The organism is Chryseobacterium sp. 22532 (assembly GCF_052044665.1).
In the GTDB taxonomy this organism is placed as follows: Bacteria; Bacteroidota; Bacteroidia; order Flavobacteriales; family Weeksellaceae; genus Chryseobacterium; species Chryseobacterium lathyri.
In genome coordinates this window covers 12,999-39,714 of record NZ_JBQENJ010000009.1, presented here as the reverse complement: position 1 = coordinate 39,714, position 26,716 = coordinate 12,999, and the positions used below count along the sequence as shown (strand labels likewise).

The 26,716-nt window shown below is 38.4% G+C and carries 25 protein-coding genes and 2 pseudogenes; 13 read left to right on the top strand and 14 right to left on the bottom strand.

From position 1 onward, the window contains the following. Positions 1-25: 25 nt before the first annotated feature. The 5 genes from ACTJIV_RS19650 to ACTJIV_RS19630 form a co-directional block, all read right to left on the bottom strand. Positions 26-1,615, bottom strand: coding sequence for a DUF4139 domain-containing protein (locus ACTJIV_RS19650; RefSeq protein WP_440629206.1), 1,590 nt, complete (start codon positions 1,613-1,615; stop codon positions 26-28). 50 nt (positions 1,616-1,665) lie between these two features. Then, on the bottom strand, positions 1,666-2,790 hold the full coding sequence (hemW, locus tag ACTJIV_RS19645; protein ID WP_440629205.1) for a radical SAM family heme chaperone HemW: 1,125 nt from the start codon (positions 2,788-2,790) through the stop codon (positions 1,666-1,668). Positions 2,791-2,840: 50 nt separating this feature from the next. Continuing rightward, positions 2,841-3,791, bottom strand: a complete 951-nt coding sequence (locus ACTJIV_RS19640; RefSeq protein WP_111960004.1) for a PorP/SprF family type IX secretion system membrane protein — start codon at positions 3,789-3,791, stop codon at positions 2,841-2,843. Positions 3,792-3,842: 51 nt separating this feature from the next. Beyond that, positions 3,843-4,916, bottom strand: a complete 1,074-nt coding sequence (locus tag ACTJIV_RS19635; RefSeq protein ID WP_223560467.1) for an RluA family pseudouridine synthase — start codon at positions 4,914-4,916, stop codon at positions 3,843-3,845. 72 nt (positions 4,917-4,988) lie between these two features. Then, on the bottom strand, positions 4,989-6,092 hold the full coding sequence (locus ACTJIV_RS19630) for a PASTA domain-containing protein (RefSeq protein WP_440629204.1): 1,104 nt from the start codon (positions 6,090-6,092) through the stop codon (positions 4,989-4,991). A gap of 154 nt (positions 6,093-6,246) precedes the next feature. On the opposite strand from ACTJIV_RS19630, the gene ACTJIV_RS19625 reads away from it, so the two are divergent. The 4 genes and pseudogenes from ACTJIV_RS19625 (at position 6,247) to ACTJIV_RS19610 (ending at position 8,806) form a co-directional block, all read left to right on the top strand. Beyond that, a complete protein-coding gene (locus ACTJIV_RS19625) occupies positions 6,247-7,230 on the top strand; it encodes a D-alanine--D-alanine ligase (protein WP_440629203.1) in 984 nt (327 codons plus the stop codon). A 162-nt stretch (positions 7,231-7,392) separates the two neighbouring features. Further along, entirely contained in the window at positions 7,393-7,857 is a 465-nt protein-coding gene (gene coaD, locus ACTJIV_RS19620; RefSeq protein WP_111959999.1) for a pantetheine-phosphate adenylyltransferase, read from the top strand. A 60-nt stretch (positions 7,858-7,917) separates the two neighbouring features. Then, positions 7,918-8,124, top strand: a pseudogene (locus ACTJIV_RS19615) (four helix bundle protein); the annotation flags it as partial. Positions 8,125-8,173: 49 nt separating this feature from the next. Beyond that, positions 8,174-8,806 carry a trimeric intracellular cation channel family protein gene (locus ACTJIV_RS19610; protein WP_440629202.1) on the top strand — a complete coding sequence of 211 codons (633 nt, stop codon included), beginning with the start codon at positions 8,174-8,176 and terminating at the stop codon, positions 8,804-8,806. 66 nt (positions 8,807-8,872) lie between these two features. Here the strand turns inward: ACTJIV_RS19610 and ACTJIV_RS19605 are convergent, their stop codons facing one another. Further along, the gene (locus ACTJIV_RS19605) at positions 8,873-9,442 is read right to left on the bottom strand and encodes a DUF2892 domain-containing protein (RefSeq protein WP_223560469.1); all 570 of its coding nucleotides are present in this window, start codon (positions 9,440-9,442) and stop codon (positions 8,873-8,875) included. 75 nt (positions 9,443-9,517) lie between these two features. After that, entirely contained in the window at positions 9,518-10,012 is a 495-nt protein-coding gene (locus ACTJIV_RS19600; RefSeq protein ID WP_111959993.1) for a dihydrofolate reductase, read from the bottom strand. A gap of 74 nt (positions 10,013-10,086) precedes the next feature. On the opposite strand from ACTJIV_RS19600, the gene ACTJIV_RS19595 reads away from it, so the two are divergent. The 5 genes from ACTJIV_RS19595 to ACTJIV_RS19575 all read left to right on the top strand — a co-directional run bounded on the left by ACTJIV_RS19595 (position 10,087) and on the right by ACTJIV_RS19575 (position 14,516). Beyond that, positions 10,087-10,692 (top strand): LemA family protein, encoded by a 606-nt coding sequence (locus ACTJIV_RS19595; RefSeq protein WP_111959991.1) that lies wholly within the window; start codon positions 10,087-10,089, stop codon positions 10,690-10,692. Continuing rightward, a complete protein-coding gene (locus ACTJIV_RS19590; protein ID WP_174772338.1) occupies positions 10,692-11,120 on the top strand; it encodes a TPM domain-containing protein in 429 nt (142 codons plus the stop codon). Before ACTJIV_RS19595 ends, ACTJIV_RS19590 begins: the two co-directional genes overlap by 1 nt. Further along, the gene (locus ACTJIV_RS19585) at positions 11,101-11,913 is read left to right on the top strand and encodes a TPM domain-containing protein (protein WP_111959987.1); all 813 of its coding nucleotides are present in this window, start codon (positions 11,101-11,103) and stop codon (positions 11,911-11,913) included. The genes ACTJIV_RS19590 and ACTJIV_RS19585 overlap by 20 nt, the downstream gene beginning before the upstream one ends. A 191-nt stretch (positions 11,914-12,104) precedes the next feature. After that, positions 12,105-12,626 carry an NAD(P)H-dependent oxidoreductase gene (locus tag ACTJIV_RS19580; RefSeq protein ID WP_111959985.1) on the top strand — a complete coding sequence of 174 codons (522 nt, stop codon included), beginning with the start codon at positions 12,105-12,107 and terminating at the stop codon, positions 12,624-12,626. Positions 12,627-12,629: 3 nt separating this feature from the next. Continuing rightward, positions 12,630-14,516: a monovalent cation:proton antiporter-2 (CPA2) family protein gene (locus tag ACTJIV_RS19575; protein WP_111959983.1), complete on the top strand. Its 1,887-nt coding sequence runs from the start codon at positions 12,630-12,632 to the stop codon at positions 14,514-14,516. A gap of 1 nt (position 14,517) precedes the next feature. On the opposite strand, the gene ACTJIV_RS19570 is transcribed toward ACTJIV_RS19575, so the two are convergent. Then, the gene (locus ACTJIV_RS19570; protein WP_223560471.1) at positions 14,518-15,351 is read right to left on the bottom strand and encodes a head GIN domain-containing protein; all 834 of its coding nucleotides are present in this window, start codon (positions 15,349-15,351) and stop codon (positions 14,518-14,520) included. A gap of 58 nt (positions 15,352-15,409) precedes the next feature. On the opposite strand from ACTJIV_RS19570, the gene ACTJIV_RS19565 reads away from it, so the two are divergent. Both ACTJIV_RS19565 and ACTJIV_RS19560 read left to right on the top strand, forming a co-directional pair. After that, the gene (locus tag ACTJIV_RS19565) at positions 15,410-17,551 is read left to right on the top strand and encodes a M3 family metallopeptidase (protein WP_111959978.1); all 2,142 of its coding nucleotides are present in this window, start codon (positions 15,410-15,412) and stop codon (positions 17,549-17,551) included. 110 nt (positions 17,552-17,661) lie between these two features. Further along, positions 17,662-18,038: pseudogene (locus ACTJIV_RS19560) on the top strand (YchJ family protein). A gap of 37 nt (positions 18,039-18,075) precedes the next feature. On the opposite strand, the gene ACTJIV_RS19555 reads toward ACTJIV_RS19560, so the two are convergent. The 4 genes from ACTJIV_RS19555 to ACTJIV_RS19540 all read right to left on the bottom strand — a co-directional run bounded on the left by ACTJIV_RS19555 (position 18,076) and on the right by ACTJIV_RS19540 (position 22,454). After that, positions 18,076-18,576 carry an FKBP-type peptidyl-prolyl cis-trans isomerase gene (locus ACTJIV_RS19555; protein ID WP_111959974.1) on the bottom strand — a complete coding sequence of 167 codons (501 nt, stop codon included), beginning with the start codon at positions 18,574-18,576 and terminating at the stop codon, positions 18,076-18,078. A 114-nt stretch (positions 18,577-18,690) separates the two neighbouring features. Then, entirely contained in the window at positions 18,691-18,942 is a 252-nt protein-coding gene (locus ACTJIV_RS19550; protein WP_440629201.1) for a VF530 family DNA-binding protein, read from the bottom strand. Positions 18,943-19,155: 213 nt separating this feature from the next. Beyond that, the gene (locus ACTJIV_RS19545) at positions 19,156-20,181 is read right to left on the bottom strand and encodes an LLM class flavin-dependent oxidoreductase (RefSeq protein ID WP_440629200.1); all 1,026 of its coding nucleotides are present in this window, start codon (positions 20,179-20,181) and stop codon (positions 19,156-19,158) included. A 131-nt stretch (positions 20,182-20,312) separates the two neighbouring features. Beyond that, complete coding sequence (locus ACTJIV_RS19540) at positions 20,313-22,454, bottom strand: DPP IV N-terminal domain-containing protein (RefSeq protein ID WP_440629199.1); 2,142 nt, start codon at positions 22,452-22,454, stop codon at positions 20,313-20,315. Between the two features lie 581 nt (positions 22,455-23,035). Here ACTJIV_RS19540 and ACTJIV_RS19535 point away from each other — a divergent pair. Further along, on the top strand, positions 23,036-23,548 hold the full coding sequence (locus tag ACTJIV_RS19535) for a YceI family protein (protein ID WP_111959966.1): 513 nt from the start codon (positions 23,036-23,038) through the stop codon (positions 23,546-23,548). 107 nt (positions 23,549-23,655) lie between these two features. Then, positions 23,656-24,483 carry a 4,5-DOPA dioxygenase extradiol gene (ygiD, locus tag ACTJIV_RS19530; RefSeq protein WP_336379836.1) on the top strand — a complete coding sequence of 276 codons (828 nt, stop codon included), beginning with the start codon at positions 23,656-23,658 and terminating at the stop codon, positions 24,481-24,483. 165 nt (positions 24,484-24,648) lie between these two features. On the opposite strand, the gene ACTJIV_RS19525 is transcribed toward ygiD, so the two are convergent. Both ACTJIV_RS19525 and ACTJIV_RS19520 read right to left on the bottom strand, forming a co-directional pair. Continuing rightward, positions 24,649-26,142, bottom strand: coding sequence for a S8 family peptidase (locus ACTJIV_RS19525; protein ID WP_440629198.1), 1,494 nt, complete (start codon positions 26,140-26,142; stop codon positions 24,649-24,651). 117 nt (positions 26,143-26,259) lie between these two features. Further along, on the bottom strand, positions 26,260-26,706 hold the full coding sequence (locus ACTJIV_RS19520) for a GNAT family N-acetyltransferase (RefSeq protein ID WP_440629197.1): 447 nt from the start codon (positions 26,704-26,706) through the stop codon (positions 26,260-26,262). Positions 26,707-26,716 lie beyond the last annotated feature (10 nt).

Genomic DNA, 26,716 nt, shown 5'->3' with positions numbered 1-26,716 from the left:
ACAAAAATAGTGAATAATCGGATATTTAATTAAGATTACTTATTGAAAAATCTTTTGGATATCTTACTTTATAGCTTACCCTGAATTTTTTGGTTTCTGATGAGGAGATTTTAACGTTCCACAGTAAGAATCCTTTTTCTTTATCGAGTTCAGCATTATCACTTTGAAGAAGCTCAATTTTTACAGTTTCATCCTTACTCAAAGGAATCTGATCCCGTATCTCGATATTAATTGCTTCTTTTTTGTTATTCCGGACAACCAGATCGTAAGTAATGGTTTTTTCCTGATAGGAAGAAAATAATTTTTCACTTGCCTTATCATTTACCACTTCTTTGCGGATGCTAATCTTTTTGTCATCACCAAGAGTAATGCTCATTTTATCATTCGTCTGGTTGGGATTGATCCTTGTTTCGCCTACATACATATTTTCAAAGATCACGCTGGCAGCCCCTGAAATCAGATTATATTTATTAAAATCTTTAATATCTGCAACCAAATAGGCAGTGGTATTGTATTTTGGAACGGTGTAATATTTGTATTCAGCTGGAAGCTTTATCTGTTTCAGATTAATAAAATGATCTTCATCATTTGACAGAATATCATAAGGAATATCTGTATCAAAACTTACATTCAATTGATTTTCATTAATTTTAATTCCATAACCTGTCATTACAACTTCTTCAATCTCCATCGTGCGCATAGTATCTCTTTTACCAGAATATCCAATGTTTGTCCTTTCTTCATTCTTATAAGAATTCAAAAACCAGGGATTCATAACTGGAGCTTCGTTATTTCTTGAAGATCTTGAATTGATCAGCGAAAGCTTCACTCCTTTCCAGTCAAGTCCCGTATCCTGTCTTACTTTTGCTTTAAAAGTGACATCCAAAGGTTCAGTAAGCTTATTGCCCTTCACTTCATAAAATGGTTCCCAGGAAACGTTTTCTGCCAGATATCCCAGATCCATTTTTGCATTTCCTCCCCCACTGCTTGCAATTCTCAGAACAAGAACGCCATCAGAAAAAGTTTCCTCAGCTTCTGTATTAGCTTTCAAACGATTTTTTAAAGCTTCAAGTTTCTGCACAGTTTGTGTATATTTTTTATTAATATCAAGCTGTGCTATGCTTATTTCATTTCTTTTCGTCTTATAATATTCTGTCAGCTGCATCAGCTGGGCCACACTGGAAGTATTACTGCCAATTAAAAGTCCTTGATTCTTGTCTAAAAGTTCCAATGTTTTTTCATTCGTCTGACGCTCGATATTGATTTTTGTACTGAGATTTTCTAAAATAGCGATGCTGTCCTTAATTCTTTTTCCGTTAGGATTATTATTTTCAAAATAATTCGAGTTGTAGCTGTCTCTGTATTGCGCAGAAAGAATTGAGACATCTTTATTGTTGGTATTAATCTGTATAGATTTCTCCACAATTTCGTCCGAAATATTGGTCACAACAACCTCAGAAGTTCCTGCAGGAAGTGAAACACTCACAGAATTATGGAGTTCAGCAGAAGTTCTGTAAACATTTACAGCATTAACTTTTGCTTTTGTAAAGATTGGTTTTTGAGAGAAATGTAAAGCGCTTAAAAAAAGAAAAAATAGGAGTAAGTTTTTTCTCATAGTTCATGGTTTTTATTTAGAGTATGATCTCAAATATACATTAATAAACGTTACACCAAAAATAAATCTGAAGCAATTCCATCCGCCATAAACCAATGTTTTTCCGGTATTTTCAGATGATTGTTCTCCTGGATTAAAATACCTTCTTCTATTTTAGATTTTACCTCATATTGGAAATGTTCAAGAATTTGATCACTGAATTTACTTTTCAGGCTTTCAAGATCTACTCCCCAGATTGTCCTCAAGCCAATCATAATCATTTCATTGAATTGATCATATTGTGAGAGAATCTCTTCTTCTTTAGCCAGAATTCCGGCATGAAGCTTTTTAATATACTGCTGATTGTTGGCCACGTTCCAACTTCTGACATCAAATCCGTTGTACGAATGTGCGGAAGGACCGATTCCAAGATACTCTTTGTACTTCCAATATGCAGAATTATGCCTTGAATAAAAGCCAGGTTTTGCAAAATTGGAGACTTCATAATGCTCAAATCCGTTGCCTTTTAAGAAATCTGACATATAATAGAACTCCTTATTCTGTTCTTCTTCTCTAGGACTGGCAACTTTTCCTTTTGAAATCCAGTTTTCTAAAGCTGTTTTGGGCTCAACTGTCAATGCATAAGATGAAATATGCGGAACTTCAAGGGCTATGGTTTTGTTTAAATTCTCCTTCCAGATCTCCAGATTCGAGGTTGGAGAGCCATAAATAAGGTCTATACTTAAGTTTTCAAACCCAAAATCCTGTGCTCTTTTGATTGAACTCTCTGCTTCAGAAGCATTATGGGCACGGTTCATGAGTTTAAGATCTTCCTCAAAAAAACTTTGGGTACCGATGGAAAGCCTGTTGACCGGAGATTGAGCCAGTTGTTTTAAAAAGTTTTTATCCAGATCGTCGGGATTGGCTTCCAGGGTGACTTCAATATCAGTATCAAAACTGAAGTATTTCAGGACTTCATCGATTAAAGAATTGATTTCATCTGCTGAAAGAATGGATGGTGTTCCACCTCCAAAATACAGAGATTTCAGATTTTTATTCTGCAGTTCATCTTTTCTAAGCCGGATTTCGGTCTTCATAGCACGGGTCATCTCATCTTTAAAATTCAAAGAGGTAGAAAAGTGAAAGTTGCAGTAGCTGCATTTCTGCTTGCAGAATGGAATGTGAATATATATCATAAAAAAGCCCTGAAAATTTCAGAGCTCAAATTTATTTAAATTAAATCAAATTAATATCTATATCCTCTATGATTAATAAAGTTATCAAAGTTATAACCTAAGCTCAGCATAAAGCTGTTTCCACCATACGTCTGGATATCAGACATTCCGATGTTATAAGTTGCTCCGATCATTAATTTATTAATTCTCACTTTAACAACTGGTGCAACCTGTAACTGTTGGCTGTCAAATCTATTCTGTACCGTTCTGTAGCTTACACCGGCAGAGAATGAGTTGATATCATTAAAGAAAGTCGCCATTAAGTTGTAGTCGATCATTCTTGTTGAATTGGTATTCAGGTTAATCAACGCTGATGGCGTTACGAAGATATTGTCAGCAAAATGCCAGTCATATCCTAGGTTTAAGAAAAATTTAATTGGTGAAGGCTCAATTCCGTTTACTATAGCCTTGTCATTGCTTAATGCAATATCGTTCACAGATACTCCTGCAAAGATATTTCTATAGGTAGCAGCTGCACCAAAGTTGGCGTAAGCCATAAAAATATTCCCTTCTTTTCCAATCAACAATGGATCGTAACCATCTTCAACGTTCACTGAAGTATAGTCGAAGTTCATATTATAAAATGAAACACTGGTACCGAAAGAGAACTGGTCTTTTCTGTCTCCCTCACTACTTAGTGGAATAAAGTATGAAGCTCCCGCTGTAATACCGCCTGCAGAAATAGGGCCATTGCTGTCTCTGAAAATAGAGAGCCCTGCTCCCACTCTGTCGAAAATGTTCCCGTTGATTCCTATAGACTGCGTATTTGGAGAATCGCTGAACTTGTCAAATTGTTTGTGGTAATTAGCATTAAGCTGTACGTAATCGGTCTTTCCGTACTGAGCTGGGTTGAACAGGAATTCACCATCCAAAAGATATTGCTGATAGTATGGTAGTGATTCTTGTGCTTTGTATGCATTTGACAAAAGAGCTAAACATACGATAGCATATAGTTTTCTCATAACAAATCTTGATTTCAATTCAACAAATATAAAAAAATTCTCAATATATTTTTAGTTTTCTAAATAATTTCTCCATTTTTTTACAGCATCCGCCATATCTTTGGGCATTGGGCTCTCAAAATATAATTCCTTTTTAGTAGTTGGATGTATAAACCCTAAAGTATGGGCATGGAGTGCATGTCTTGGCAGAATTTCAAAAACATTTTTTATAAACTGCTTATACTTAGGTAGATTCACTCCTCTTAAAGGTGTATGGCCTTCATATCTTTCGTCATTAAACAAAGTATGGCCGATATGTTTGAAATGTGCACGGATTTGGTGTGTTCTCCCTGTTTCAAGTTTACATTCCACCCAGGTCATATATTTAAACCGTTCTAAAACCTTATAATGCGTCACCGCGTGCTTTCCGTGGCTTCCGTCCTCGTAAACGGACATCTGCATCCGGTTCTTGGGATGCCTCCCGATATGCCCTCTTATGGTCCCTTCATCTTCCTGAGGATTCCCCCATACGAAAGCCCAGTATAATCTTTTTGTAGTTCTGTTAAAAAACTGTTTGGCTAAAAAGCTCAATGCATATTCGTTTTTTGCAATCACCAAAAGGCCTGAGGTATCTTTATCAATCCTATGAACAAGTCCTACCCTGTCCAGGTCAGATTTCTCACCGCTCTTTTCAAAATGGAAGGCCAATGCATTCACCAATGTTTTGTCCCAGTTTCCATGGCCTGGATGCACAACCATCCCCGGTTCTTTGTCTACCACTACCAGATCATCATCTTCATAAATGATATTCACAGGGATATCCTGAGGAATAATCACATTTTCCCTCGGCGGATGGGCAAGAAGCACCGAGATCTGGTCACCGGGTTTTACACGGTAATTCTGTTTTACCGGAGCACCGTTTACAACCACATTTCCGGCTCTGCAGGTCTGTGAAATTTTATTCCGTGAAGAGTTTTGTCTGTATATTAATAAGAACTTATCAATTCTTAACGGCTCCTGGTTTTTATCGACTTTGATATTAAGATGCTCATACAGTCCCTTATTTTCCTCATCAATATCGATGTTTTCCAAACTGTCGGAATCTAATAATTCTTCATCTAAAAAGTCTTCGTTATCTTCTGCCATTATTTTATTTTTTTACGCAAAAGGCCTCAACATTTTGCAGTTGAAGCCTATATTTTATATAATAAACTGTGATTATTCTACCACTACTTTTTTAGCCTTTGGCTTTTGGACCGGCTGCTGTGTTGCATTTCCTGTCGTTGTTGCCGGCTTATTTCCTGAACTCTGGCTGTTTGTTATAGCGGATTTAGGTTTTTCTGTTCCGGTTCCGGCAGGTTTGGCTCCAGTTGCTGCACTGCTCGTCTTTGCCGGCTCTGTTTTAGCAGGTTCAGATTTAGGAACTTCTTTTTTGGGTACAGGTACTGCTGCAGGTGGATTATAACTTGGTTCCGGATAGTTGGGAACTTCATCATAATGTACCGGAGGCAGTGATGTATCTACTTTCATTCGGTAGATAGAATTCAGCTGTTCTACTTTGGCCCTAAGCTCGGCAGGTGTTCTCTTACTTGCCCAAAGATCAATCTGCATTCCCTGATCTCGTACATCTCCGGAGGCCGGATCCTGATAATAGATAATATCAGATTCATCTTTACTTCCGTCTTCATGTTCTACCAAACCTACTTCAAATAAGCTTCTGGCGATTACAGCTCTTGCTTCTTTTACCGAAAGCCCTACCACGTTAGGAATAGAAATATTTCTCATAGGTCCTGAACCTACTACAACATCAATCACGGAGAATCTCGGAAGACGCGATCCGGGATTAACTGCATTACCTTTATATAATACTCTTAAAAGAGCATCTTTCTGAATACTCGGCTCATAGATGGTATCGCCGATCTTAAGACCAACCTGATCCAGTCTCTGAAAAGCCAGCCCTGAATATTTATTGATCACATCCGGAACCGTAATAGGAGCCCATGTTCTGGGATTAACTACAATTCTTACCAGCGATCCCGGTTTTACACGTGAACTGGATAAAGGGTGCATCTTCAAAACCTGGAAAGGCTTATATTTAGGGTTATATTCAGCACTGTCTACTTCATATTCCAGTCCGGTATCCTCTAATATTTTTACGGCATCATAAACCGATTTATTAATAACATTGGGCACAGGAATTTCCTGACCGTGATTGGTATGGTATTCCAGCCAGCGGAAAGTAAGCCACACTAACCCCACAAAAATACCGATGGCTACTGCTAAATTCAGTAAAACTTTCCAATTGAAAAGTGATTTAAGCATACTTAAAAATACTTTAATTATAACGGCAAATATAGCTAATAATTTTAAATGTGCTTTTATTTAACACAATTCATTTCAATTTTAAAATTTCTGAATTTCCCTTATTGCATTACATAAAATGATTAAATTTGCCTTAATTGATACTATAATGGTTATGAGCAAAAAAAGTGTTGCCGTTGTCATGGGAGGCTATTCGGATGAATATGTGGTTTCCTTAAAAAGCGGTCAGTTGATCTACGATTCTCTGGACAGAAATCTATATGATGTATATAAAGTAGTCATTCTTAAAGATGAATGGTATTTTTTAGGAGAAAACGATCAAAAATATGAAATCAACCGCGGAGATTTTTCAGTGACTTTAGATAATCATGAAACACTGAAATTCGATGCCTGTTTCAACATTATCCACGGAACTCCGGGTGAAAACGGAATCCTGCAGGCCTATTGGGACGCTATCGGACAGAAATATACCGGTTGTGGTTTCTACCAAAGCGCTTTAACCTTCAATAAAAAAGATACATTGGCTGTCTTATCAAAGTATGGAATTCCTTCTGCCAAAAGCATTTATTTAAGAAAAGGAGAAGACATCAATACAGACGAAATTATTGAAAGTCTTGGCCTTCCGGTTTTCGTTAAGCCCAACCAGTCCGGTTCATCTCTAGGTATTTCAAAAGTAAAGGAAAAGTCAGAATTAATTGCTGCAACAGAAATTGCGTTCAAAGAGGATGATGAAATTCTTATCGAAAGCTTCCTGGACGGAATGGAAGTTTCTGTAGGGGTCATAGATTTCAAAGGCGAAACCATCGTTTTAGGAATCACTGAAATTGTACCGACCAATGAATTCTTTGATTATGAAGCTAAATACGAAGGAGCTTCAGAAGAAATTACCCCGGCAAGAATTGACGATGCAACAAGAATCAGAGTGGAAGAAATTTCAAAAAGAGCTTACAATTCCCTTGGCATGAGCGGTTTTTCAAGAAGTGAATTCATCCTTATGGATGGTATTCCTTATATGCTTGAAATGAATACCAATCCGGGATTCTCTCCTGCCAGTATTCTTCCGCAACAGGCCAAAATTTACGGAATATCCATCACAGACCTTTGCGGAAACGAAGTAGAAAAAGCATTGAATAAATAATAATAGAAGTTAGAATCTAGAGGTTAGAAGTTAGTTGTTAATGAATGGAAGTTTGAAGATGGAAGAAAACCCGGTGAATAGTTCACCCCGGCAACCTAAATCTCGCAACCGAAACCCGAAATACAGACCTCGTAACCCATAACTCATCATAACACGTAAAACATGAAAATTGCTGTTTTCCCCGGATCCTTTGATCCTATTACTCTGGGACATTATGATATTATTGAAAGAGCGGCTCCGCTTTTTGACAAACTGATTATTGCGATCGGACAGAATTCCCAAAAAAAATATATGTTTCCCCTGGAAAAAAGAATGGAATTTATTCAAAATTCCGTCGCTGAATTCCCCAATGTAGAAGTGGACTTTTTTGAAGGATTAACGGTGGACTACTGTTTTGAAAAGGACGCGCAATACATCCTGAGAGGCTTAAGAAATCCCGCTGATTTTGAATTTGAAAAAGCAATAGCCCACACCAACAGAACTTTGGCCCATAAAAAGCTGGAGACCGTATTCTTATTAACCTCATCCGGAAAATCTTTCATCAGCAGCAGTATCGTAAGGGAAATCATCAACCACAACGGAGAATATGAATTGCTGGTCCCGGAAGCCGTCAGGGTACAACGATAAGTAATGAGTAATAGGTAATGAGAATTTGGGAAATATGGATTACAATCAAATTTTTCTACTCTTGTGATTAAACCTCTTTCATCATTACCTTATTCAGATGATGTGTCGGTCATAAGAAAGCAAATTATAAGATCTTCTACTTCAGTAGCCGCAAATTACCGAGCTGCTTCAAGAGCAAGATCTGAAAAAATGATTCATTTAAAATCAGAATGTGAAGAACTTGTAAAGGTTATGACTAAGTATAAATTTAGATTATTCCAGCTTTAAATGGCATAATTTTTATTACTCATTGCCCATTACCTATTACTCATAAATTATGCACGAACAGTTCAATTTTGCCATAGAGGTGCTCGGAACCATTTCCTTTGCGATGTCGGGGAGTTTTGCAGCGATGCAGAAACGCCTTGATCCGTTCGGGGTACTGATTATTGCATTCGTCACTTCTGTGGGAGGAGGAACTGTAAGAGATCTCCTGCTGGATATTCCGGTTTTCTGGATGCATGATCTTTTAACGTGCGCCCAGATTTTGGGTACCAGCATTTTTGCCATGGTCTTCAAGTCTATTGAAAAGAACTTCAAGGTAACCTTATTTATTTTTGACAGCTTCGGACTGGGGTTATTTACCATTATCGGGGTTCAGAAAGGGCTCAATGCTGATATTCATCCGCTTATATGTATCGCACTGGGAACCATAACCGGGTGTTTCGGAGGAATCATACGGGATATCCTCCTCAACAGGATTCCACTGATCTTTAGAAAAGAGATCTACGCTACAGCATGTATTGTTGGTGGATCTGCATTTCTCCTGATGACAAAGTTTATCCCGCTTTCCTATACATTTATACAGATATTCACTATTATATTAATTGTTTCCATTCGAACTCTTGCTGTAAAATATCACTGGCAAATACCTAAGTTCTATGGCTATGATCAGAATTCTGAGATGTAGCGGTCATGTATTCACATAACAAAAAAAGCACCTGGATCAGGTGCTTTTTCAGTTTCGTATATTGTCTTAGAAGAATTTCCCTCTCTGTCTCATATTCGGGTTGTGCATATGCTTCTGCATAGAAGGCATTTTCAGCTGATCTTTCATCATTTTGATCTGATCCGTCATCATTCCTGCCGAGTCTAATCTTTTAGCCTCGTCCAGAAGCCTCTGTCCTTCCTGTTTTCTTCCTTTAGAAATGGCTGCTGCTGCAAGATTCAATGTTGCCATCGCTCTGTCGTGCTTCATATTCAGGCCATATTCCAAAGCTTTTTTCATCAGCGGTTCCACTTTTGCAGGATGCTCCTGAGCCTGGGTCAGTCCCTGTAAATAGTGGAAATATCCATATTGGGATTTATGAAGCTGCGCCTGGTAATTGGTGATTCCGTTTAACCATTCTGCGGCTTTTTCCATATTCTGCTTTCTCAATTGCCAGAAGGCAAGGAGAATGTATTCATTCTTGATGAAAAGTATAATAGGCAGTGCTGCAAGAAGGAAAACTACGATCCCCCAGCCCAGACTTCTTGTGAAAATCATCATATAAAGTCCTAAAAGGATAAGAACTGCTGCAATTACAATTTTTATGTACTTATTCATTGTTCAATTTTAGAAGTGCAAAGATAGAAAATTTACAGGTTAGAAGCTAGAGGTAAAAAGTTAGAATTTTCACAACTATTCGCTCTTGATTCGTTCAAATGTCTGAAAGCAAAAATCGTATTCATTCTTTTCATCCTTTTCATGACAGGTCTCTTCAGTTTTTTTCCAGACTTTCGGATTGATCTTTGGAAAAAATGTATCGGCATCAAGATCAGCCTTAACTAAAGTAACTTCCAGTTTATCAACAATTTCTATAGTCTGCTCATAGATATTTCCACCACCGATAATGAATACTTCCTCATCGATCTTTTTGGCGAATTTTACTGCTTCTTTAATGCTTCCAACGATCAGGATTCCTTCTTCAAACCAGTTTTTCTTTCTGGAAATTACAATATTGGTACGGTTAGGCAGCGGTTTCCCTATACTTTCATAGGTTTTTCTTCCCATAATAACAGGATGTCCGGAAGTAATATCTTTAAAGTGTTTCAGGTCTTTAGGAAGATGCCACAGCAGTTTATTTTCAAAACCGATCTCGTTTTTCTCTCCCATGGCCACCACTATTGTTGTCATTCTAATAATTTTTTACAAAATTAGCACATAATTTGTATATTTGATTAGCACAAAAAATTAAAAAAAAATAAACTATGAAAAATAAAGGCTGCCTTAGTGCAGGAACTATCGGTATTGCACTGCTTATTATTGTAGGTGTACTATTCTTCTGGGGGAAAAACGGGTATAATAATTTTGTTTCGAAAGAACAGAACGTAAACTCCAAATGGTCTAATATAGAAACTGTATATCAGAAAAGAGCCAATCTTATTCCGAATCTGGAAAGAACCGTTAAATCGTATTCAAAATTTGAGCAGGAAACATTGACTAAAGTTGTTGAGGCGCGTTCCAAAGCAACTTCTATCAACATCGATCCTACGAATATGACAGAAGCTGATATGGCTAAATTCCAGGCAGCACAGGGAGAATTATCCGGAGCACTAAGCAGGTTAATGGCTGTAGTGGAATCTTATCCGAATTTAAAAGCGGACCAGCAGTATATTAATTTTCAGAGAGAATTTACGGCGATAGAAAACAGCATCAGAACCGAAACGGTTTATTATAATGATGCGGCCAAAGATTACAACACAACAATCAAAACATTCCCGAATAATATTCTGGCGAATTTTACAAACTTTAAAGAAAAACCTTTCTTCAAGGCTGAAGCCGGTGCAGAAAAAGCACCAGAAGTATTTAAATAATGAGCCGTTTTCTGACAAATCAGCAGATCACTTCCCTTGTGGAAGCTATACAGTCGGCAGAAGAACATTCTACAGGCGAGATCAGAGTACATATTGACTCGAACACGGAAACGGAGAATGCACAGACTGCATTTGAGGTTTTTAAAGAACTGTGTATGAATAAAACTGCAGACAGAAACGCTGTGCTTTTTCATGTCAATTTTGAGCAGAAATATCTGACCATTATTGGCGACATTGGAATCCATGACAAGGTACACCAATCGTACTGGGATCACCTGCACGACTATATCACTGCTGAATTTGCCAAAGGAAATTATTATAAAGCTTTAAAAAGCGGCATTCTGGAAACCGGTCTTGAATTAAAAAAACATTTTCCTGTAGAAGGAGAAAACCCCAATCAGCTGTCTAATGAAATTACGTTCTCTTAAACTGGTATTTTCATTTATACTCTTCTGCTTTTACACTTTTGTATCGGCACAGTATACAATCCCGCCCAAACCGGCGGTTCTATATCCTGTGTTTGACGAGGCAGGCCTGCTCACACAGCAGCAAAAAGACGAACTGAACAATAAGCTGATTAAATTTGCAGATTCTACTTCCACGGAAATCGAAGTGGTTATTATCCCTTCTACCAAAGGAGAAGATGTGAACTTTCTGGCAACCATGTTCGGAGAAAAGTGGGGAATCGGAAAAAAAGGAGTGGATAACGGCGTTGTTTTCCTGATCGCTACAGAAGACAGAACCATGTCTATCCAACAGGGAAGAGCAGTAGAACAGTACCTTACCGCTTCTGTTGCAGGACAGATCCTTGATTATATTGTCACTCCCAATTTCAGACAGGGGCAATGGTATGACGGCATCAACCGTGGCACCTCAGCGATCATGGAGGCTGTTCAGGGAAAATTCAAACCTATGGAAACCTCAGCACCTTCAGGTAATGGAAGTGCTTTTAAGATCCTTATTATCGCATTTGTCATCTTTATCATTCTGGCCTTTATCTTTGGAGGCAGAGGCGGAGGACGTGGCGGCGGTAATAATGATGACGACGATGTGATCATTACCAGAAGAGGACGCAGAAATTACCCCGGTGGATTCTTTCCATTCCCTGGCAGCTTCGGTGGAGGCGGTTTTGGAGGTGGAAGTTCCGGAGGAGGCGGTGGATTCGGCGGTTTTGGTGGCGGAGGAAGCTTCGGCGGCGGTGGCGCTTCAGGCGGATGGTAATTTAAAAGATAACAAAAATTCAATATAATCGGGCCCAGTGCCCGATTTTTTATTTAAAACACTAAAATCCTGTCATTTCTTTGTTTTATTTTAATATTAAATTCAATTTTCCATAGTAAAAAATTAACAAAACCATATAAAATCCGTCTTTTATCCAATTTTTTTTCATTATATTTACTGAAAACAGGTTTATGAAAAAGACGCTGGTAGTTTTTGCACATCCCTATTTAGAGCACTCCAATTCAAATGTGGAGCTTATCAATTTCTATGTCCGCCACCAGCACTTTACCCTCAGAGATCTTTACGAAGAATATCCGGATTTTCACATTGCCGCATTCAGGGAGAGGAAAAGATTAAGAAGCTATGACCGTTTTATTTTTCAGTTTCCGCTTATCTGGTTCGGAATCCCTCCTTTATTAAGATTATGGATCGATGAAGTGTTCGACAGGGACTGGCTCAGAGAAGGTGAAACCAATCCACTGGAAGGGAAAGAAATTTATATTCTGATAACGACCGGTGGAAAGGAAAGATCATTCAGTAAAAACGGAACGTATCAGTATACAGTGGAAGAACTGATCAGCGGGCTGATCGTATCTTTAAAGGTTTTCAAAGCGAATATAAAACATATCAAAATCGTTTATGAAGCCAATAAACTGAGCAAAAAAGAGATTATTTTACATAAAAAAGAATTTACAGAACTACTCAACCAATAACATATGGAGTCCAGCTTAGCAATGAATACATTACTTTTCTTAGGTGTAGCCATTATTATGGTTCCGCTGGCGAGAAAATTTGGATTGAGTTCAGTTATCGGATATATATTAGGAGGCATCATCATCGGCCCATATGTTCTAAGGCTTACCGGGAAAGATGTTAACGACATCATGCATGCCAGTGAGTTTGGAGTGATCATGCTCCTTTTTTTGGTAGGGCTGGAACTGGAACCCCGGAAATTCTGGGAAATGCGGAAGAAAATTATGGGCCTTGGACTTACACAGATGCTTCTTTCTATTTCACTGCTTTTTCTGGTTTTTATCAGTGCCGGATGGAGAATAGACAAAGCCATTGCTATCGCGATGTGTTTTGCTCTTTCTTCTACTGCCATCGTGCTACAAACCCTTCAGGAAAAAAACAATTTTAAAACTATGGCTGGAGAAGCCTCGTTCTCTACCCTCCTGTTTCAGGATATTGCGGTGATCCCTATCCTGGCTATCCTTCCACTTATTGCTAATTATAAAGCAAATCATCACGATAACGAAATCCAAATTATTATTCAGAAACTTCCGGAATGGATGCAGGCCGGAACTGTGATTTTAGGGGTTGCTATTCTGATCCTTCTGGGAAGATATGTATTTGTTCCTTTCTTAAGATATGTTTCAAAGTCGGGAATGACGGAACTCCTCACCGCCTCCTCTTTATTCTTAGTGATTGGAGTTTCGGAACTTATGGCTGCCATTGGTCTGTCTCCTGCACTGGGTGCTTTCTTAGCCGGTGTAATGCTTGCCAACAGTGAATTCCGCCATGAGCTTGAAGCGCAGATCAATCCTTTTAAAGGGCTGCTTTTAGCTGTATTCTTTGTGAGCGTAGGCTCTACAATTAATTTTAACATCATTCAGCAGGATCCCATCTTTATCTTCTCTACTGTTTTTGCAGTATTGACTGTAAAATTTGTAGTTCTGTATGCTATTGGCAAGTTTTTTAAGATTGATACATCACAGAGTTTATTTTATGCGTTTGCTCTTTCGCAGGTGGGAGAATTTGCTTTTGTCCTGATCAATTATGCTTCAGATCTTTATCTTTTAAGTCCTGAACTCAATGCACAAATGATGGCCGTTACTGCAATCACAATGTGCATCACTCCTATTCTCCTGATCATTAACGACCGGCTCATTACTCCTAAATTTATTAAAGAAATCCCTGATGAAGAGAATGATTTTAATATCCTGGACAATAATGTAAGCCAAAAGAAGATCATTATTGTAGGTTTCGGGCATTTTGGAAGTACGGTAGGGCGTCTTTTAAAAGCCAATAAAATATCGGCAACAGTTCTGGACAGAGACTCTGACCGTGTAAAACTGCTGAGAAGCTATGGTTTTAAGGTTTATTACGGTGACGCCACAAGAATTCCCATTTTAAGGGCTGCAGGAATTGAAGATGCAGAAATTCTTGTTCTCTGTCTTGATGATCCTGATGACAATAAGTTCATAGCGGAACTGGTGCGGGAACATTATCCTAAAGTGCGGATTTTTGTAAGGGCTAAAAACAGAATCGATGCTTATAATTACCTTAACAACGGTATTGAAAACATTTACCGGGAAACATTGGGAACCGCAGTAGATATGGCTGTAGATGTCCTTCATGAAACCGGGATGAGAAAATATGCGGCAAGACGACTCGGACAAAGGTTTATGGCCATAGACAAAGCTTCTATCAGAAGGCTGGCCAAAGCAAAGGAGGATGACGAGATTTTATTGTTCACCACAAAAGAAATCCTCCAGCGTGAGGAGGAATTACTGGCTTATGATAACCTTAATTTTGATAATAAGAATTGGGAGGGTTCCTCGTCAGTAGGTGAAGAAAATGACGAGGAACCTCCTAATTAATTTATTGAATACTGACGCTTCCGCCACTGCTTTCCTGCTTGGTTATGCTTTTCAGTTCACCTTTTTTAGAAACATCTATGCTCCCGCCGGAAGAAGCTTCTGCATTCAGTGAAGAAACAGCACTGATCTGAATGCTTGCGCCGCTGGACGCCTCAGCTTTTACATGATCGGCAATAACTTCTTTTGCTGAAATACTGCTGGCTGATGAAGAAGTAATCTCTGCATTTTTAGTTTTTCCTGAAATATTAATGCTTGCTGCCGATGAGGCATCAACATCAAGGTCCACCGCCCAAACTTTACCGCTGAAACTGCTGCTGCTGTCTGCCGAAAGATCAAAATCATTAGCTTCCAGATCGCCGGAAACGCTTGATGCGCTGGAGATTTCAACATTCATTTTTTCCTGTGTGAATTTATCTTTTATGGTAACACTTGCAGCAGAATTAGCAACGAGCTTAGAAAAATCTTTGGTATAGATCTTAGCCTTCACATTATGGCTGTTCATAACCCTGATACCACGCTTATAATGGATATGAAGCTTTCCGCCACTGTTTTCCACAAGAATTTCATTGAGGATATTTTCAGGCGCAGAAATAACAACCTTTTCAGTTTCGGATTTGATTATCTCAGCACCAATAGCCTGGGAAACTTCTATTTCATCAAAATCTCCGTTAAATACTTTTTCTTTAACCGGACCACTGTCTTTGTCGATCACTTTGTCTACCCAACCGTTATCGTTATTACGGTCATTATTTTCATTGTTTCTTTTATCATGCCTTTCATTGCATGAGGTTATCAGCGAAAAGGCTGAAAGTACAAAAAGAGTTGTCGATTTCATGTTTACTGCTTTTATAAATTAAGTTTTAATATCTTTATACTTTAATAACAACTAATTTATGAAAAATATTTCATCGGTATTGTTAATTTCTGCCCTGGCACTTAACCAATCTTGTACTACAATGAAGAAAACCGATACTCAACAGGAGATTCCTGTTACCGATCCATCCTTATCTTCAAACCCTTTTATGAAGAAAAGCAAGCTTCAGTATGAAGCTCCGGAATTCGATAAAATTAAAAATGAACATTTCAAACCTGCATTTGATTTCGGACTTAAACAGCATGATGCTGAGATTCTGAAGATTGCAAATAATCCGGAAGCTCCTACTTTTGAAAACACTATTGTTGCCCTTGAAAAAAGCGGTGAAGTTTTAAAAAGAGCCACTATTGTATTTTCTAATCTTACAAGCGCTAATACAAATCCTACCCTTCAGGCTTTGGATGAAGAATATGCTCCTATTTTTGCAGCTCACTCTGATAAAATGTACCTGAATGAAAATTTATATAAAAGAATTAAGTCTATTAAAGAAGACGGTTTAGATCCTGAAAGCAAAAAACTGGTTCAGTATTATAAGCAGAATTTTGAAATTGCAGGAGCCAATCTTTCTTCTGCTGATAAAGAAAAACTAAAGCAGATCAATCAGGAACTCGCTTCACTTTCCACTCAATATGCCAATAAGCTATTGGAAGCCAGAAAGCAGGGAGGCGTATTTTTTTCTGATGCCAAAGAACTTGACGGACTTTCTGCTGACGAGATTGAAGCCGCAGCAACTGATGCTAAAACTGCAGGACAACCAGGAAAATATCTTCTTGCCCTTCAGAATACTACACAACAACCTCTTCTTCAAAATCTTAAGAACAGAGCTACAAGAGAAAAACTGTTCAAAGCATCGTGGCTCAGAGCTGAAAAGGGTGACGGAAACGATACCCGTGAAACGATTGAAAAACTAGCTAAACTGAGACTTAAAAAAGCTCAGACTTTAGGAAAAGTAAGCTTTGCTGAATGGAAACTTCAGGACCAGATGGCCAAAACACCTGAAGCAGCTACAAAACTAATGAACCAAATTGCTACACCAGCAGTAGAAACGGCAAAACGTGAAGCAAAAGATATTCAGGATCTGATCGATCAGCAGAAAGGTGGTTTCAAAGTAGAGCCATGGGACTGGAATTTCTATGCTGAGCAGGTAAGAAAAGCAAAATATGATCTTGATGAAAACCAGATCAAGCCTTATTTTGAAGTAACTACTGTTCTGGAAAAAGGAGTTTTCTATGCTGCTGAAAAGTTCTATGGACTTACTTTTAAAAAGAGAACCGATCTTCCGGTTTATCATCCGGATGTAGTAACCTATGAGGTTTTTGACCACGATGGAAAATCTATCGCGATTTATTATCTTGATTTCTATACCAGAGATTCTAAAAACGGAGGTGCATGGATGAGCAATTTTGTTGAGCAGTCTTATCTTTTAGGAACCAAACCTGTGATTGTAAACTGTTATAATTATCAGAAGCCGGCTCCAGGAAAGCCGTCACTAATTAGCTACGATGATGTTTCCACAATGTTCCACGAGTTTGGACATTCAATCCACGGTATGTTTGCAAGTCAGAAATACCCGTCACTTTCAGGAACAAGTGTTCCTAGAGATTTCGTGGAATTCCCTTCACAGATCAATGAGCACTGGGCTTTAGATCCTGTCGTTCTTAAAAATTATGCGCTTCACTACGAAACAAAACAACCAATTCCTCAGGCCTTAGTTGAAAAAATTAAAAAGGCAGCTACATTCAACCAGGGATATATGACGACAGAACTTGTTTCTGCAGCAGCTCTGGATATGGACTGGCATACCGTGACGAATGAAAGTCAGTTGATTCCTGTTCTGGATTTTGAAAAACAGTCGTTAGCCAGCCATGGGTTTACTTTAGCTACAGTACCACCAAGATATCATACTCCTTATTTTGCCCATATCTGGGGCGGAGGGTATTCAGCCGGATATTATGCTTACTTATGGTCTGAAACCCTTGATAATGATGCATGGGAGTGGATTAAAAACAATGGAGGCCTGACAAGAGAAAATGGCGACCGTTTCAGAAAATATATTCTTTCTGTAGGAAACTCTGTAGACCTTAACCAGGCATTCAGAGATTTTACAGGACATGATCCTGATATCAAACCTTTATTGAGAAACAGAGGTTTTATTAAATAAATTGTATTGAGAAGCATCCGATTGGGTGCTTCTTTTTTTATGTAAATGGGCTAAAGCCCATTCCTATTGATAAAACTTTTACTTTTGCTGTTCAAAAAAAATAAATAAAAATGGATTGTCCCTGCTGTTCAGGAAAACTTTACGAAGAATGCTGCCGACCTTATCACATCGGAGAAAAATATGCTCCGACTGCGGAAGCCCTGATGCGTTCCAGATTTTCTGCATTTGCCATTCCGAACGGAAAATACCTGATGGAAACTACATCTCCGGCAAAAAGAAATTCCACAACATAGAAGATCTGCAGGAATGGGGAGAGATTAACGAATGGACAAAACTGGAAATTATAGATAAACCTTCTGTCAGCAAAGTTGAGTTTAAAGCCTTTTATACTGATGAAGAAGGACATGAGCAAATCCATCATGAATTATCAAAATTCAAAATGATTCAAAACCGTTGGTTTTACGTGAGTGGGGAATTTTTAGAATAAAAAAAATGTCCGAAAAAATCCGGACATTGATTATAGTTTAGTGGGCTTCTGTTCCGTCAGCTCCATGAACGTGACCATGTGCCAGTTCTTCTTCCGTCGCAGGACGAGTATTTACAATTTCTACCTGGAAATCTAAAACTTTCCCCGCCATTGGATGGTTAAGGTCTGCCACTACTGCTTCAGGGGTTACCTCTAACACAAATGCCTGGAAATTATTTCCCTGCCCATCTGATAAAGGCAAAATAGCACCTAAAGGCGGAGTACCTGATTCCTGAAACATATCGATAGGCAACTGCACGATTGAATTAGGATCTTTTTCTCCGTAAGCTTCTTCAGGCTGAATAACAAAAGCTGCTTTATCACCAGCCTTCAGGCCAAGGATATTTTGTTCAAACTTTGGAATCATCATTCCTACACCATATAAAAATGTAAGTGGGCTTTCTGCTGTTGTTTCTTCTACAAGAATTTTACTTCCATCTTCTTCGATCGTGTGAAGTACGTAACTTACTGCTACAACATGGTTGTTTTCAATTGTCATATTTTATCTTTTTTTTCGTGATTTTTTTCACGATTAACGGCACAAATATACTATTTTTGAAATGATTGACTTTGGAAAAGATGTTAAAACAAAAATATCAAAAAGAGCACCTTTTTATTTCCCTTTCTTTGTTTCATCTCGCTTTTTCTGTCTCAATACATAGAGATACAGGCTTTCTACCTTTGCTCTGGCCCAATCTGTTTTCCTCAGAAATTTCAAAGAAGAATTAATACTTGGATTATCTGTAAAGCATTTTATATTGATCTGCTCGCCAAGTTTCTCAAAGCCTCCGTAATATTCTACCAGTTCTTCTAGAATAGCATCTAGCCTTTTCCCGTGTAACGGATCTTTTGACGGTTCCTGCATTATTATTTTTTTTTGTAAAAGTAGAATATTATAAGCTGATATGGAAATTTCCTCCTGTATATCCCACACCAGAAACTGTGAATTGAATTGAAATTATTTTTCTTTTCCTTTATTAAATAACAGAAAAACAGGTAATACCTTTCAATGAATAATCATTTGTCTGTTGACAATAAAAAAACTCCGCCAAACAATGAGCGGAGAGATTTTTATAGTTTATAAGTCCTGAACAGCCGGTTTTACTTCGTCCCCGAACAGTTCAATAGATTTCATCATAATATCGTGAGCAGGATCACCGATGTCCATATGCCCGATAAATCTGGTGATGCCAAAAATCTCCTTCATGTAGGTAATTTTATCAGCCACTTCTACAGGGCTTCCGATGAACAGGGCGCCTTCTCTAGCTCTTCCGCCGTCATACTGCATTTTCGTATAAGGAGCCCAGCCTCTGGTTGCCCCGATTCTGTCCATCTGAGATTTATAATTATTGAAATATCCGTCCACTACAGCCTGATCATTACTTACAAACGTGTGTGAATGAATTGCGATCTGCATTTTGGATACGTCATGCCCTGCTTTCTGATACTCTTGCTTGTAAAATTCAACCAGATTTTTAAACTGTACCGGCATCCCTCCAATGATGGCTACCACCAAAGGCATTCCTAATTTTGCTGCACTTAAAACAGATTGCGGAGTTCCACCTACTGCTCTCCAGATCGATAATTTTCCGTCGTTTTTAGCTCTCGGATAAACAGTCTGGTTTTGCATTGGCGCACGAAGTTTTCCTGACCAGGTTACATTTTCTTCTGAGTTGATCTTTAGCAGCAATTCAAGTTTCTCATCAAAAAGTTCTTCGTAATCATTTAGTGAATAGCCATACAAAGGAAACGATTCGATAAAACTTCCCCTTCCGACAAATATTTCAGCTCTTCCGTCTGAAATCAGGTCCAAAGTTGAAAAATCTTCATATACTTTCACGGGTTCTGAAGAACTTAACACCGTAACTCCGCTTGCCAGCTTTATATTTTTGGTAATGCTCGCTGCTGCTGCCAATACCATTTCAGGCGATGAAACTGCATAATCCGGACGGTGATGCTCTCCCATCGCAAAAACATCAATGCCTACCTCATCCATTAATTTTACCTGATCCAGTATTTCACGGATCTTCACGCCTGCATCTCTATATTTTCCGGTAGCCTGATCAAAAGCCAGGTCCCCAAACATTCCTATTCCTAATTCCATATTTTTAGATTTTAGATACACAAAATTACGAATGAAAAAGCTCAGAAACATTGATGTTTGTTAAGAACGGATTTGCTATTAAAGAATACTGTTACCAGTAAAAAATCCAGCCTAAAGGCTGGATTTCACTATTATTTCTTAAGATACTGATCAAAATAATCTGTCACTTTCTGCATCAGGTGAACCCTGTCTTTCCCGATCACATTATGCGGATGTCCGGGATAAACAAAGTAGTCCAGCTGAACTCCATTGTCTACCGCGGACTTTATAAATTTGATGGAATGCTGCCATACCACCACATCGTCCTGGGCACCATGGATCATCAGTAATTTTCCTTTTAAATTCTGAACTTTATCCAATAGATTAGCCGTGGCATACCCCTGAGGGTTTTCCTGAGGTGTATCCATATATCTTTCACCATACATGATCTCGTACATTTTCCAGTCGATCACCGGACCTCCGGCAACCCCCACTTTGAAAGCATCAGGCTGACGAAGCATGAAACTTGTCGTCATAAATCCGCCAAAGCTCCATCCGTGAATCCCCATTCTCTGGGCATCTACATAAGGAAGAGATTTTAAATAGTTCACTCCTTTCATCTGGTCGTTCATTTCTGTTGTTCCCAGGTTTCTGAAAACAGCCTGCTCAAACTTCATTCCACGGTTGGCAGAACCTCTTCCGTCCATGGTGAAAATGATGTACCCGTTTTGGGCCATATATTCGTACCAAAGGTTTCCTGATGCAGGGAATGTATTGGTTACCAGCTGCAAGTGTGGCCCGTTGTACAGATAAACAATTACCGGATATTTTTTAGTGGCATCAAAATCTGTAGGGAGAATGATCTTTCCGTAAAGCGGTGTTCCATCATCCGCTTTTAATTCCACATTTTTAATTTCAGGCCTTTGATAATTTTTTAATGTATTTTCTGCAGTAAGAATATTGATTGACTTAGCAGTATTGGTATTGATAATATTCACAGACCTTGGTGTGCCTGCATTGCTGTAGGTATCATACAGATAATTCCCGTCACTGCTCAGGATTCCTGTATGTACACCAGATGCATCATCCATTCGCTGCATTTTAAAGTTTGTCCAGTTGATCTTATATAAATGCTTTTCAAGCGGTGTCTCTTTGGTAGATGTAAAGTAGATCTCTTTTTTCTTTTCATTAAAGCCTAGAATGTCAGTTACCAGCCAGTCTCCTTTCGTAATTTGGGCAACAAGACCTTTTTCAAGACTGTAGTGAAACAGGTGATTATAACCTGTTCTCTGGCTTTGCCAGATGAAATCTGTATTGGAGTTCGGGAAGAAAGTAAGCGGATGCTGAGGCTCCACATATTTATCGCTGGTTTCTTCAAATAAAGTTTTTACCAGATTTCCTGTAGCAGCATCGTACTGGTTCATCTTTAAATGATTCTGTCCGCGATTCAGAACGCCTACAAAAACATATTTTGAATCTGGACTCCACGTAACAGCTGTTAAATACTGATCTTTTTCACCTTCAATTTTTAGAAAAGTAGTTGACTGATTTTTGATATTATAAATTCCCAAAGTGACTTCATGAGACTTCTGCCCTGCCATAGGATACTTGATATTATGATTTACAGCAGGCGTTATCGACCAGTCAATAACAGGATAATCTGCCACCATCGTCTGATCCATTCTGTAAAATGCTACAGCATCAGAATTAGGAGACGGGAAAATTCCTGTATCAATTCCAAACTCATTTCTGTGAACCGCTGCACCTCCATTGATGATATTTTCATCAGAATCATTAGTTACAGCAATTGTTTTACCGTTTTTATTGATATATAAATTATTCTTTATGGTAAAGGCAAAGGTCTGGTTATCTCCGAACATTTTCATATTGGAAGCATTTTCATCAACTGCAGCTGTTGTCTTTATCTTCCAGTCGTTTCCCGATTTTTCGATCCAGAACATTTTATCGTTCGCGTTGAAATAACCGCTTGAACCTCCGATAAATTTGATTTGAGGAACTGCCTTTAGCTTAGCATCCGAAAATGACCTGTTCAGTTGGGTCAAAGAAACTAAAGTATCCTGTTTATTAGTCTTCAGATCAGTAATCAGATAACCGCCTTTTACAGCCTGAATATATGATTTACCATCTGCAGCCCATGAGAACTGGGATATATTTTTTATGGCAAGATTCGTTCTGAGTCCATTTACTGCCTCCGCCATTGTAAATTTTTGGGTCTGCGCGATTGCAGAACTGCCCAAAACCAGCATCAATAAAGAAAATCTATGTAATTTCATTGTATAAAATTGAATCCTTCAAAAATAAGAAATAAAAATCATCCGTTAATAAATGTTAAATAAAACATTCATAAAACAGGATTAATGCATTGATAAAAATAAATTCTTAACTTAATAGTTGGGAAATTAGGTGAATGGTGAAGTGTCAATAGTGAATTTTATAGGCATAAACAATTGACATTTCACTTGCGAAGCAAATTGACGATTCACATTAAAATTAGGGTGAATGGTGAAGTGTCAATAGTGAATTTTATAGCGTAAATAATTGACATTTCACTTGCGAAGCAAAATTGACAATTCACATTAAAATTAGGGTGAATGGCGAATGGTCAATAGTGAATTTTATAGCGTAAATAATTGACATTTCACTTGCGAAGCAAAATTGACGATTCACATTAAAATTAGGATGAATGGCCAATAGTGAATTTTATAGCGTAAATAATTGACATTTCACTTGCGAAGCAAAATTGACAATTCACATTAAAATTGGAGTTATTTCATTTCTTAACCTAAATCAATGATTTGTATATAATCTCCGCCCTACATTTGCAGTATTAATAACAAACAAAAAATACAATACAATGGCAACAAAATGGAACCTAGACCCAACACATAGTGAAATTACTTTTAAAGTAAAACACATGATGATCTCTAATGTAAAAGGAAGTTTCAGAACTTTCAACGCTGAAATTGAAGCTGAGGACGATAGCTTTGCAAATGCTAAAACGACAGCTACTATCCAGACTGATTCTGTATTCACCAATAACACAGACAGAGACAATCATTTAAAATCCGGAGAATTTTTCAATGCAGAACAATATCCTTCCATCACATTTGAATCTCAGGCTTTAAATGATAAAGTAACAGGAAACCTTACCGTAAATGGTATTACAAAACCTATTACTTTGGATGTAGACTTCGGAGGGATCAATGTTGACCCATGGGGAAATACGAAAGCTGGATTTTCTTTTGAAGGAAAGATCAACAGAAAAGATTTTGGTCTGAACTGGAATGCAGCTCTTGAAGCTGGAGGTGTAATGGTAAGCGACGAAGTAAAAGTTGCCGGAGAATTACAGTTTGTAAAACAGGCATAATAAAAATTGAGTTTTGGGGAGATTCTCCAAAAATATCTATACCAATTAAAACATGAAAGGTTCAGGGATTTCTAAAAGCCTTGGACCTTTTTAATTATATTCTTATCATGAACCTTAACGATCTGCAAAATATCAGCAACAATTTTGGTAACACTCAAAGAATGCCCGTTTTATTTCTCGGGCACGGCTCACCGATGAATGCCATTGAAGAAAACCAGTTTGTACAGGGATTTCGAAAGGCAGCACAGGAGATTCCTAAACCTAATGCTATTCTGTGTATTTCTGCACACTGGTATACGCAGGGCACTTTTGTAACTGCGATGGATATGCCGAGAACGATTCATGACTTCGGTGGTTTCCCGAAAGCATTATTTGATGTACAGTATCCTGCTCCGGGCAGCCCGGAACTGGCGAGAGAAACAGCTGAGCTTTTAACCCCTGTTTTGGTAGAGGAAGATCACAATTGGGGACTTGACCACGGCGCATGGTCGGTGATCAAACATATGTATCCGGAAGCTGATATTCCCGTGATCCAGCTGAGCATAGATTATACCAAGCCACCACAATATCATTTCGATCTGGCCAAAAGACTGAATAAGCTCCGTGAAAAAGGAATCCTCATCATAGGAAGTGGCAATATCGTCCATAATCTCCGGCTGATCGACTGGAAGAATATCGATACGGTAGGCGCCGGATGGGATTGGGCTGTGGAAGCCAGGGAAAAAACAAATAACTGGCTTCTGGATGGGAATTTCCAGAATATCATAGACTATCAGAAGCAGGGAACATTTCTGCAATACGCAGTTCCTACACCAGATCATTATCTTCCGCTGATTTACACCTTAGGCTTAAAAGATCAGGCTGAGAATCTATCTTTATTTAATGACGAACTGATTGGCGGATCATTAAGCATGACCAGTGTAAGGATAGGATAAGCCTTACCTCCTGAAGGCAAGATATTGGAGGTTTCAAAAAAAGGGAATATCACCAATCTGTATCAGTTGATCATCAAGGAAGATAATTTTTCAAAGAATTGAAATATAATTCTGCCTGTTGATCAATTAGGAGACTGAGATATTCCCTGGTATTTTTACTTAAAATTATTGCACAGCTGCTAGGACATTGATATTTCCATAGCCGTAGCTTGAATTCACTGTGGGATAATACGTAGCAGACTGTCTCATTTTATTGAGTACCTGATCTCTTGTCCATGAAGGGTTTTTAGCCCAGACAAGAGCCGCAATTCCAGCCGTGGCAGCTGTTGCTACGGATGAACCGCCTACATAATCTGCCTGATTGTTATAATAGCTTAAAACAGGAACTGTATTTCCGTTGGCTCTTTCCATCTGGAAAGTAAAATCGATCTGGCTTCCGGAATGGCAAACGTCACATTTCTGGTTGGATGTTCCTTCTTTTACTCCGGTTACAGCCTGTGTTTCAGACATGCTTGCCGGAAAAATAACACCCACAAAATTGGTAAAACTGGTAGAGGTTCCTCCTGCACAGAAGATTAGTTTTCCTCTTGAATAAGCGTATTTCACTCCATCTTCAATCTTTCCTACCGAGAAAATATGTCCCATTGACATGGAAATGATCTTTACACTGGTATTATTCGCCAGATCCGTAAATGCTGTTTTTACTCCATTTTGCTCACTGGAAGTTTCCAGCACCACATTGGAAGCTGCGCGGTAAGTGATGAGATTGGCATTGTAGGCAACTCCTACAGGAAGTCCTGCATTATTTTTCGGGGCCGCCATCACGGAAGCCATTTTTGTTCCGTGCCCGCACTGATCTGCTGGTCCGTCTGTAGTAGATCCGTTGACATATGATCCAAATTTACTAATTGTTCTTCCGGAAGACGCTCCAGTATTAAAACTGCTTCCCAGCAATGTCTGCTCCGGTGAAACTCCGGTATCAATAAGCCCTATGGTAACTCCTGCTCCTGTGCTATAGCTCCACGCATTTGGAATATTATGTTTCGTAAATGCCCATGGTACCTTGGCATTGGGAGCAGTAATGGTATAATCTGCAGCATTTAAAGCCGTAGATTCAAATCCGCATCCTGATGAGCCACTGGAGGACTTTGCATTGGAATTAAGGCTGTTTTCTATTTCAAAATAATGATAATCCCCCGGCTCCACATACCGGATGTTTTTCATCTTTCTTAATGCTGTGATGGTTTCTTCTTTGTCTATGATAACATCCATCTGATTAAGATACTGATCGGAAGAAATCAGAAATCTCGTCTGCTCAACACCTTCATATTGCTGAATCAGTCCTAAAATTTCGGCTTCCATTGCTTTGTTGTCAGGAGAAAGACTTCTGTCAAAATCATCCTTTGAAGAACCAAATCCGATGGACACCATCCTGTTTCCTCTGAAAATCGCACTCCAAAGCAGATGATCTGAAGCATTTTTCCAGTTAAAAGATCCGGTGTTCTTGATCGTGTTATTAATTTCTGCATTGATCTGCTTTCCCGTCAAAGGGTCTTTCTGAACAGCTTCAATGATAGGATTTTCGTTTTGCAGTTCATCTCTGGTACATGAATTCAAAACAAAAACCAATGCCAAGAGGTAAAATACTCTTTTTTTCATAGTTTTAATTTTATGGTTTGGAACCACAATATAACACTTTGACGTGATTTAAAAGCTTAGAAAAAATGAATTTAGTATTACCTGAATATTAATAGTTATCTCTAATTTTTGAAAATTTTACAATATTTTCTCATAGCATACACTATTGTTAATCCCAATATACTGACCATAATTGGGAATTCTCTTATACCCAGATTTTTCATACAATGCAATAGCTTCGGGTTGTTTGATTCCTGTTTCCAGAACGCATCTGTTGTATCTTTCTTCTTTGGCCCAGATTTCCAGCTCATTCAATATTTTCGAAGCAAAACCTTTGCCTCTTCTTTCTGGATCCGTATACATCCTTTTTATTTCTACCGTATCTTCAGAAAAAGGTTTGAAAGCACCACAGCCCACCGCCGTATCATCAAAGTAAACTATTACACAGTTTTTGAGCATGTCGATTGAGTTGAACTGGTGATAAAATTCATGATCTTCTCCATCCCGTACTGCAAGATCGGCATCCAGGAGTTTGACTAAATTCTTGAAATCTATATTGGAAGAATCTGTTCTTTTAGTAATCATCTTTTTGTTT

Bases quoted from the DNA above. Each gene is read 5' to 3' on its own strand.
- ACTJIV_RS19630 (WP_440629204.1), bottom strand. From the start codon at position 6,092: ATGCTTAAATCACTTTTCAATTGGAAAGTTTTACTGAATTTAGCAGTA.
- ACTJIV_RS19585 (WP_111959987.1), top strand. From the start codon at position 11,101: ATGAAATTACGTTCTCTTAAACTGGTATTTTCATTTATACTCTTCTGC.
- ACTJIV_RS19650 (WP_440629206.1), bottom strand. From the start codon at position 1,615: ATGAGAAAAAACTTACTCCTATTTTTTCTTTTTTTAAGCGCTTTACAT.
- ACTJIV_RS19550 (WP_440629201.1), bottom strand. From the start codon at position 18,942: ATGCAGGAACCGTCAAAAGATCCGTTACACGGGAAAAGGCTAGATGCT.
- hemW (WP_440629205.1), bottom strand. From the start codon at position 2,790: ATGATATATATTCACATTCCATTCTGCAAGCAGAAATGCAGCTACTGC.
- ACTJIV_RS19640 (WP_111960004.1), bottom strand. From the start codon at position 3,791: ATGAGAAAACTATATGCTATCGTATGTTTAGCTCTTTTGTCAAATGCA.
- ACTJIV_RS19605 (WP_223560469.1), bottom strand. From the start codon at position 9,442: ATGAATAAGTACATAAAAATTGTAATTGCAGCAGTTCTTATCCTTTTA.
- ACTJIV_RS19610 (WP_440629202.1), top strand. From the start codon at position 8,174: ATGCACGAACAGTTCAATTTTGCCATAGAGGTGCTCGGAACCATTTCC.
- ACTJIV_RS19575 (WP_111959983.1), top strand. From the start codon at position 12,630: ATGGAGTCCAGCTTAGCAATGAATACATTACTTTTCTTAGGTGTAGCC.
- coaD (WP_111959999.1), top strand. From the start codon at position 7,393: ATGAAAATTGCTGTTTTCCCCGGATCCTTTGATCCTATTACTCTGGGA.
- ygiD (WP_336379836.1), top strand. From the start codon at position 23,656: ATGAACCTTAACGATCTGCAAAATATCAGCAACAATTTTGGTAACACT.
- ACTJIV_RS19540 (WP_440629199.1), bottom strand. From the start codon at position 22,454: ATGAAATTACATAGATTTTCTTTATTGATGCTGGTTTTGGGCAGTTCT.
- ACTJIV_RS19635 (WP_223560467.1), bottom strand. From the start codon at position 4,916: ATGGCAGAAGATAACGAAGACTTTTTAGATGAAGAATTATTAGATTCC.
- ACTJIV_RS19565 (WP_111959978.1), top strand. From the start codon at position 15,410: ATGAAAAATATTTCATCGGTATTGTTAATTTCTGCCCTGGCACTTAAC.
- ACTJIV_RS19580 (WP_111959985.1), top strand. From the start codon at position 12,105: ATGAAAAAGACGCTGGTAGTTTTTGCACATCCCTATTTAGAGCACTCC.
- ACTJIV_RS19520 (WP_440629197.1), bottom strand. From the start codon at position 26,706: ATGATTACTAAAAGAACAGATTCTTCCAATATAGATTTCAAGAATTTA.
- ACTJIV_RS19600 (WP_111959993.1), bottom strand. From the start codon at position 10,012: ATGACAACAATAGTGGTGGCCATGGGAGAGAAAAACGAGATCGGTTTT.
- ACTJIV_RS19555 (WP_111959974.1), bottom strand. From the start codon at position 18,576: ATGACAATTGAAAACAACCATGTTGTAGCAGTAAGTTACGTACTTCAC.
- ACTJIV_RS19535 (WP_111959966.1), top strand. From the start codon at position 23,036: ATGGCAACAAAATGGAACCTAGACCCAACACATAGTGAAATTACTTTT.
- ACTJIV_RS19545 (WP_440629200.1), bottom strand. From the start codon at position 20,181: ATGGAATTAGGAATAGGAATGTTTGGGGACCTGGCTTTTGATCAGGCT.
- ACTJIV_RS19625 (WP_440629203.1), top strand. From the start codon at position 6,247: ATGAGCAAAAAAAGTGTTGCCGTTGTCATGGGAGGCTATTCGGATGAA.
- ACTJIV_RS19570 (WP_223560471.1), bottom strand. From the start codon at position 15,351: ATGAAATCGACAACTCTTTTTGTACTTTCAGCCTTTTCGCTGATAACC.
- ACTJIV_RS19525 (WP_440629198.1), bottom strand. From the start codon at position 26,142: ATGAAAAAAAGAGTATTTTACCTCTTGGCATTGGTTTTTGTTTTGAAT.
- ACTJIV_RS19595 (WP_111959991.1), top strand. From the start codon at position 10,087: ATGAAAAATAAAGGCTGCCTTAGTGCAGGAACTATCGGTATTGCACTG.
- ACTJIV_RS19590 (WP_174772338.1), top strand. From the start codon at position 10,692: ATGAGCCGTTTTCTGACAAATCAGCAGATCACTTCCCTTGTGGAAGCT.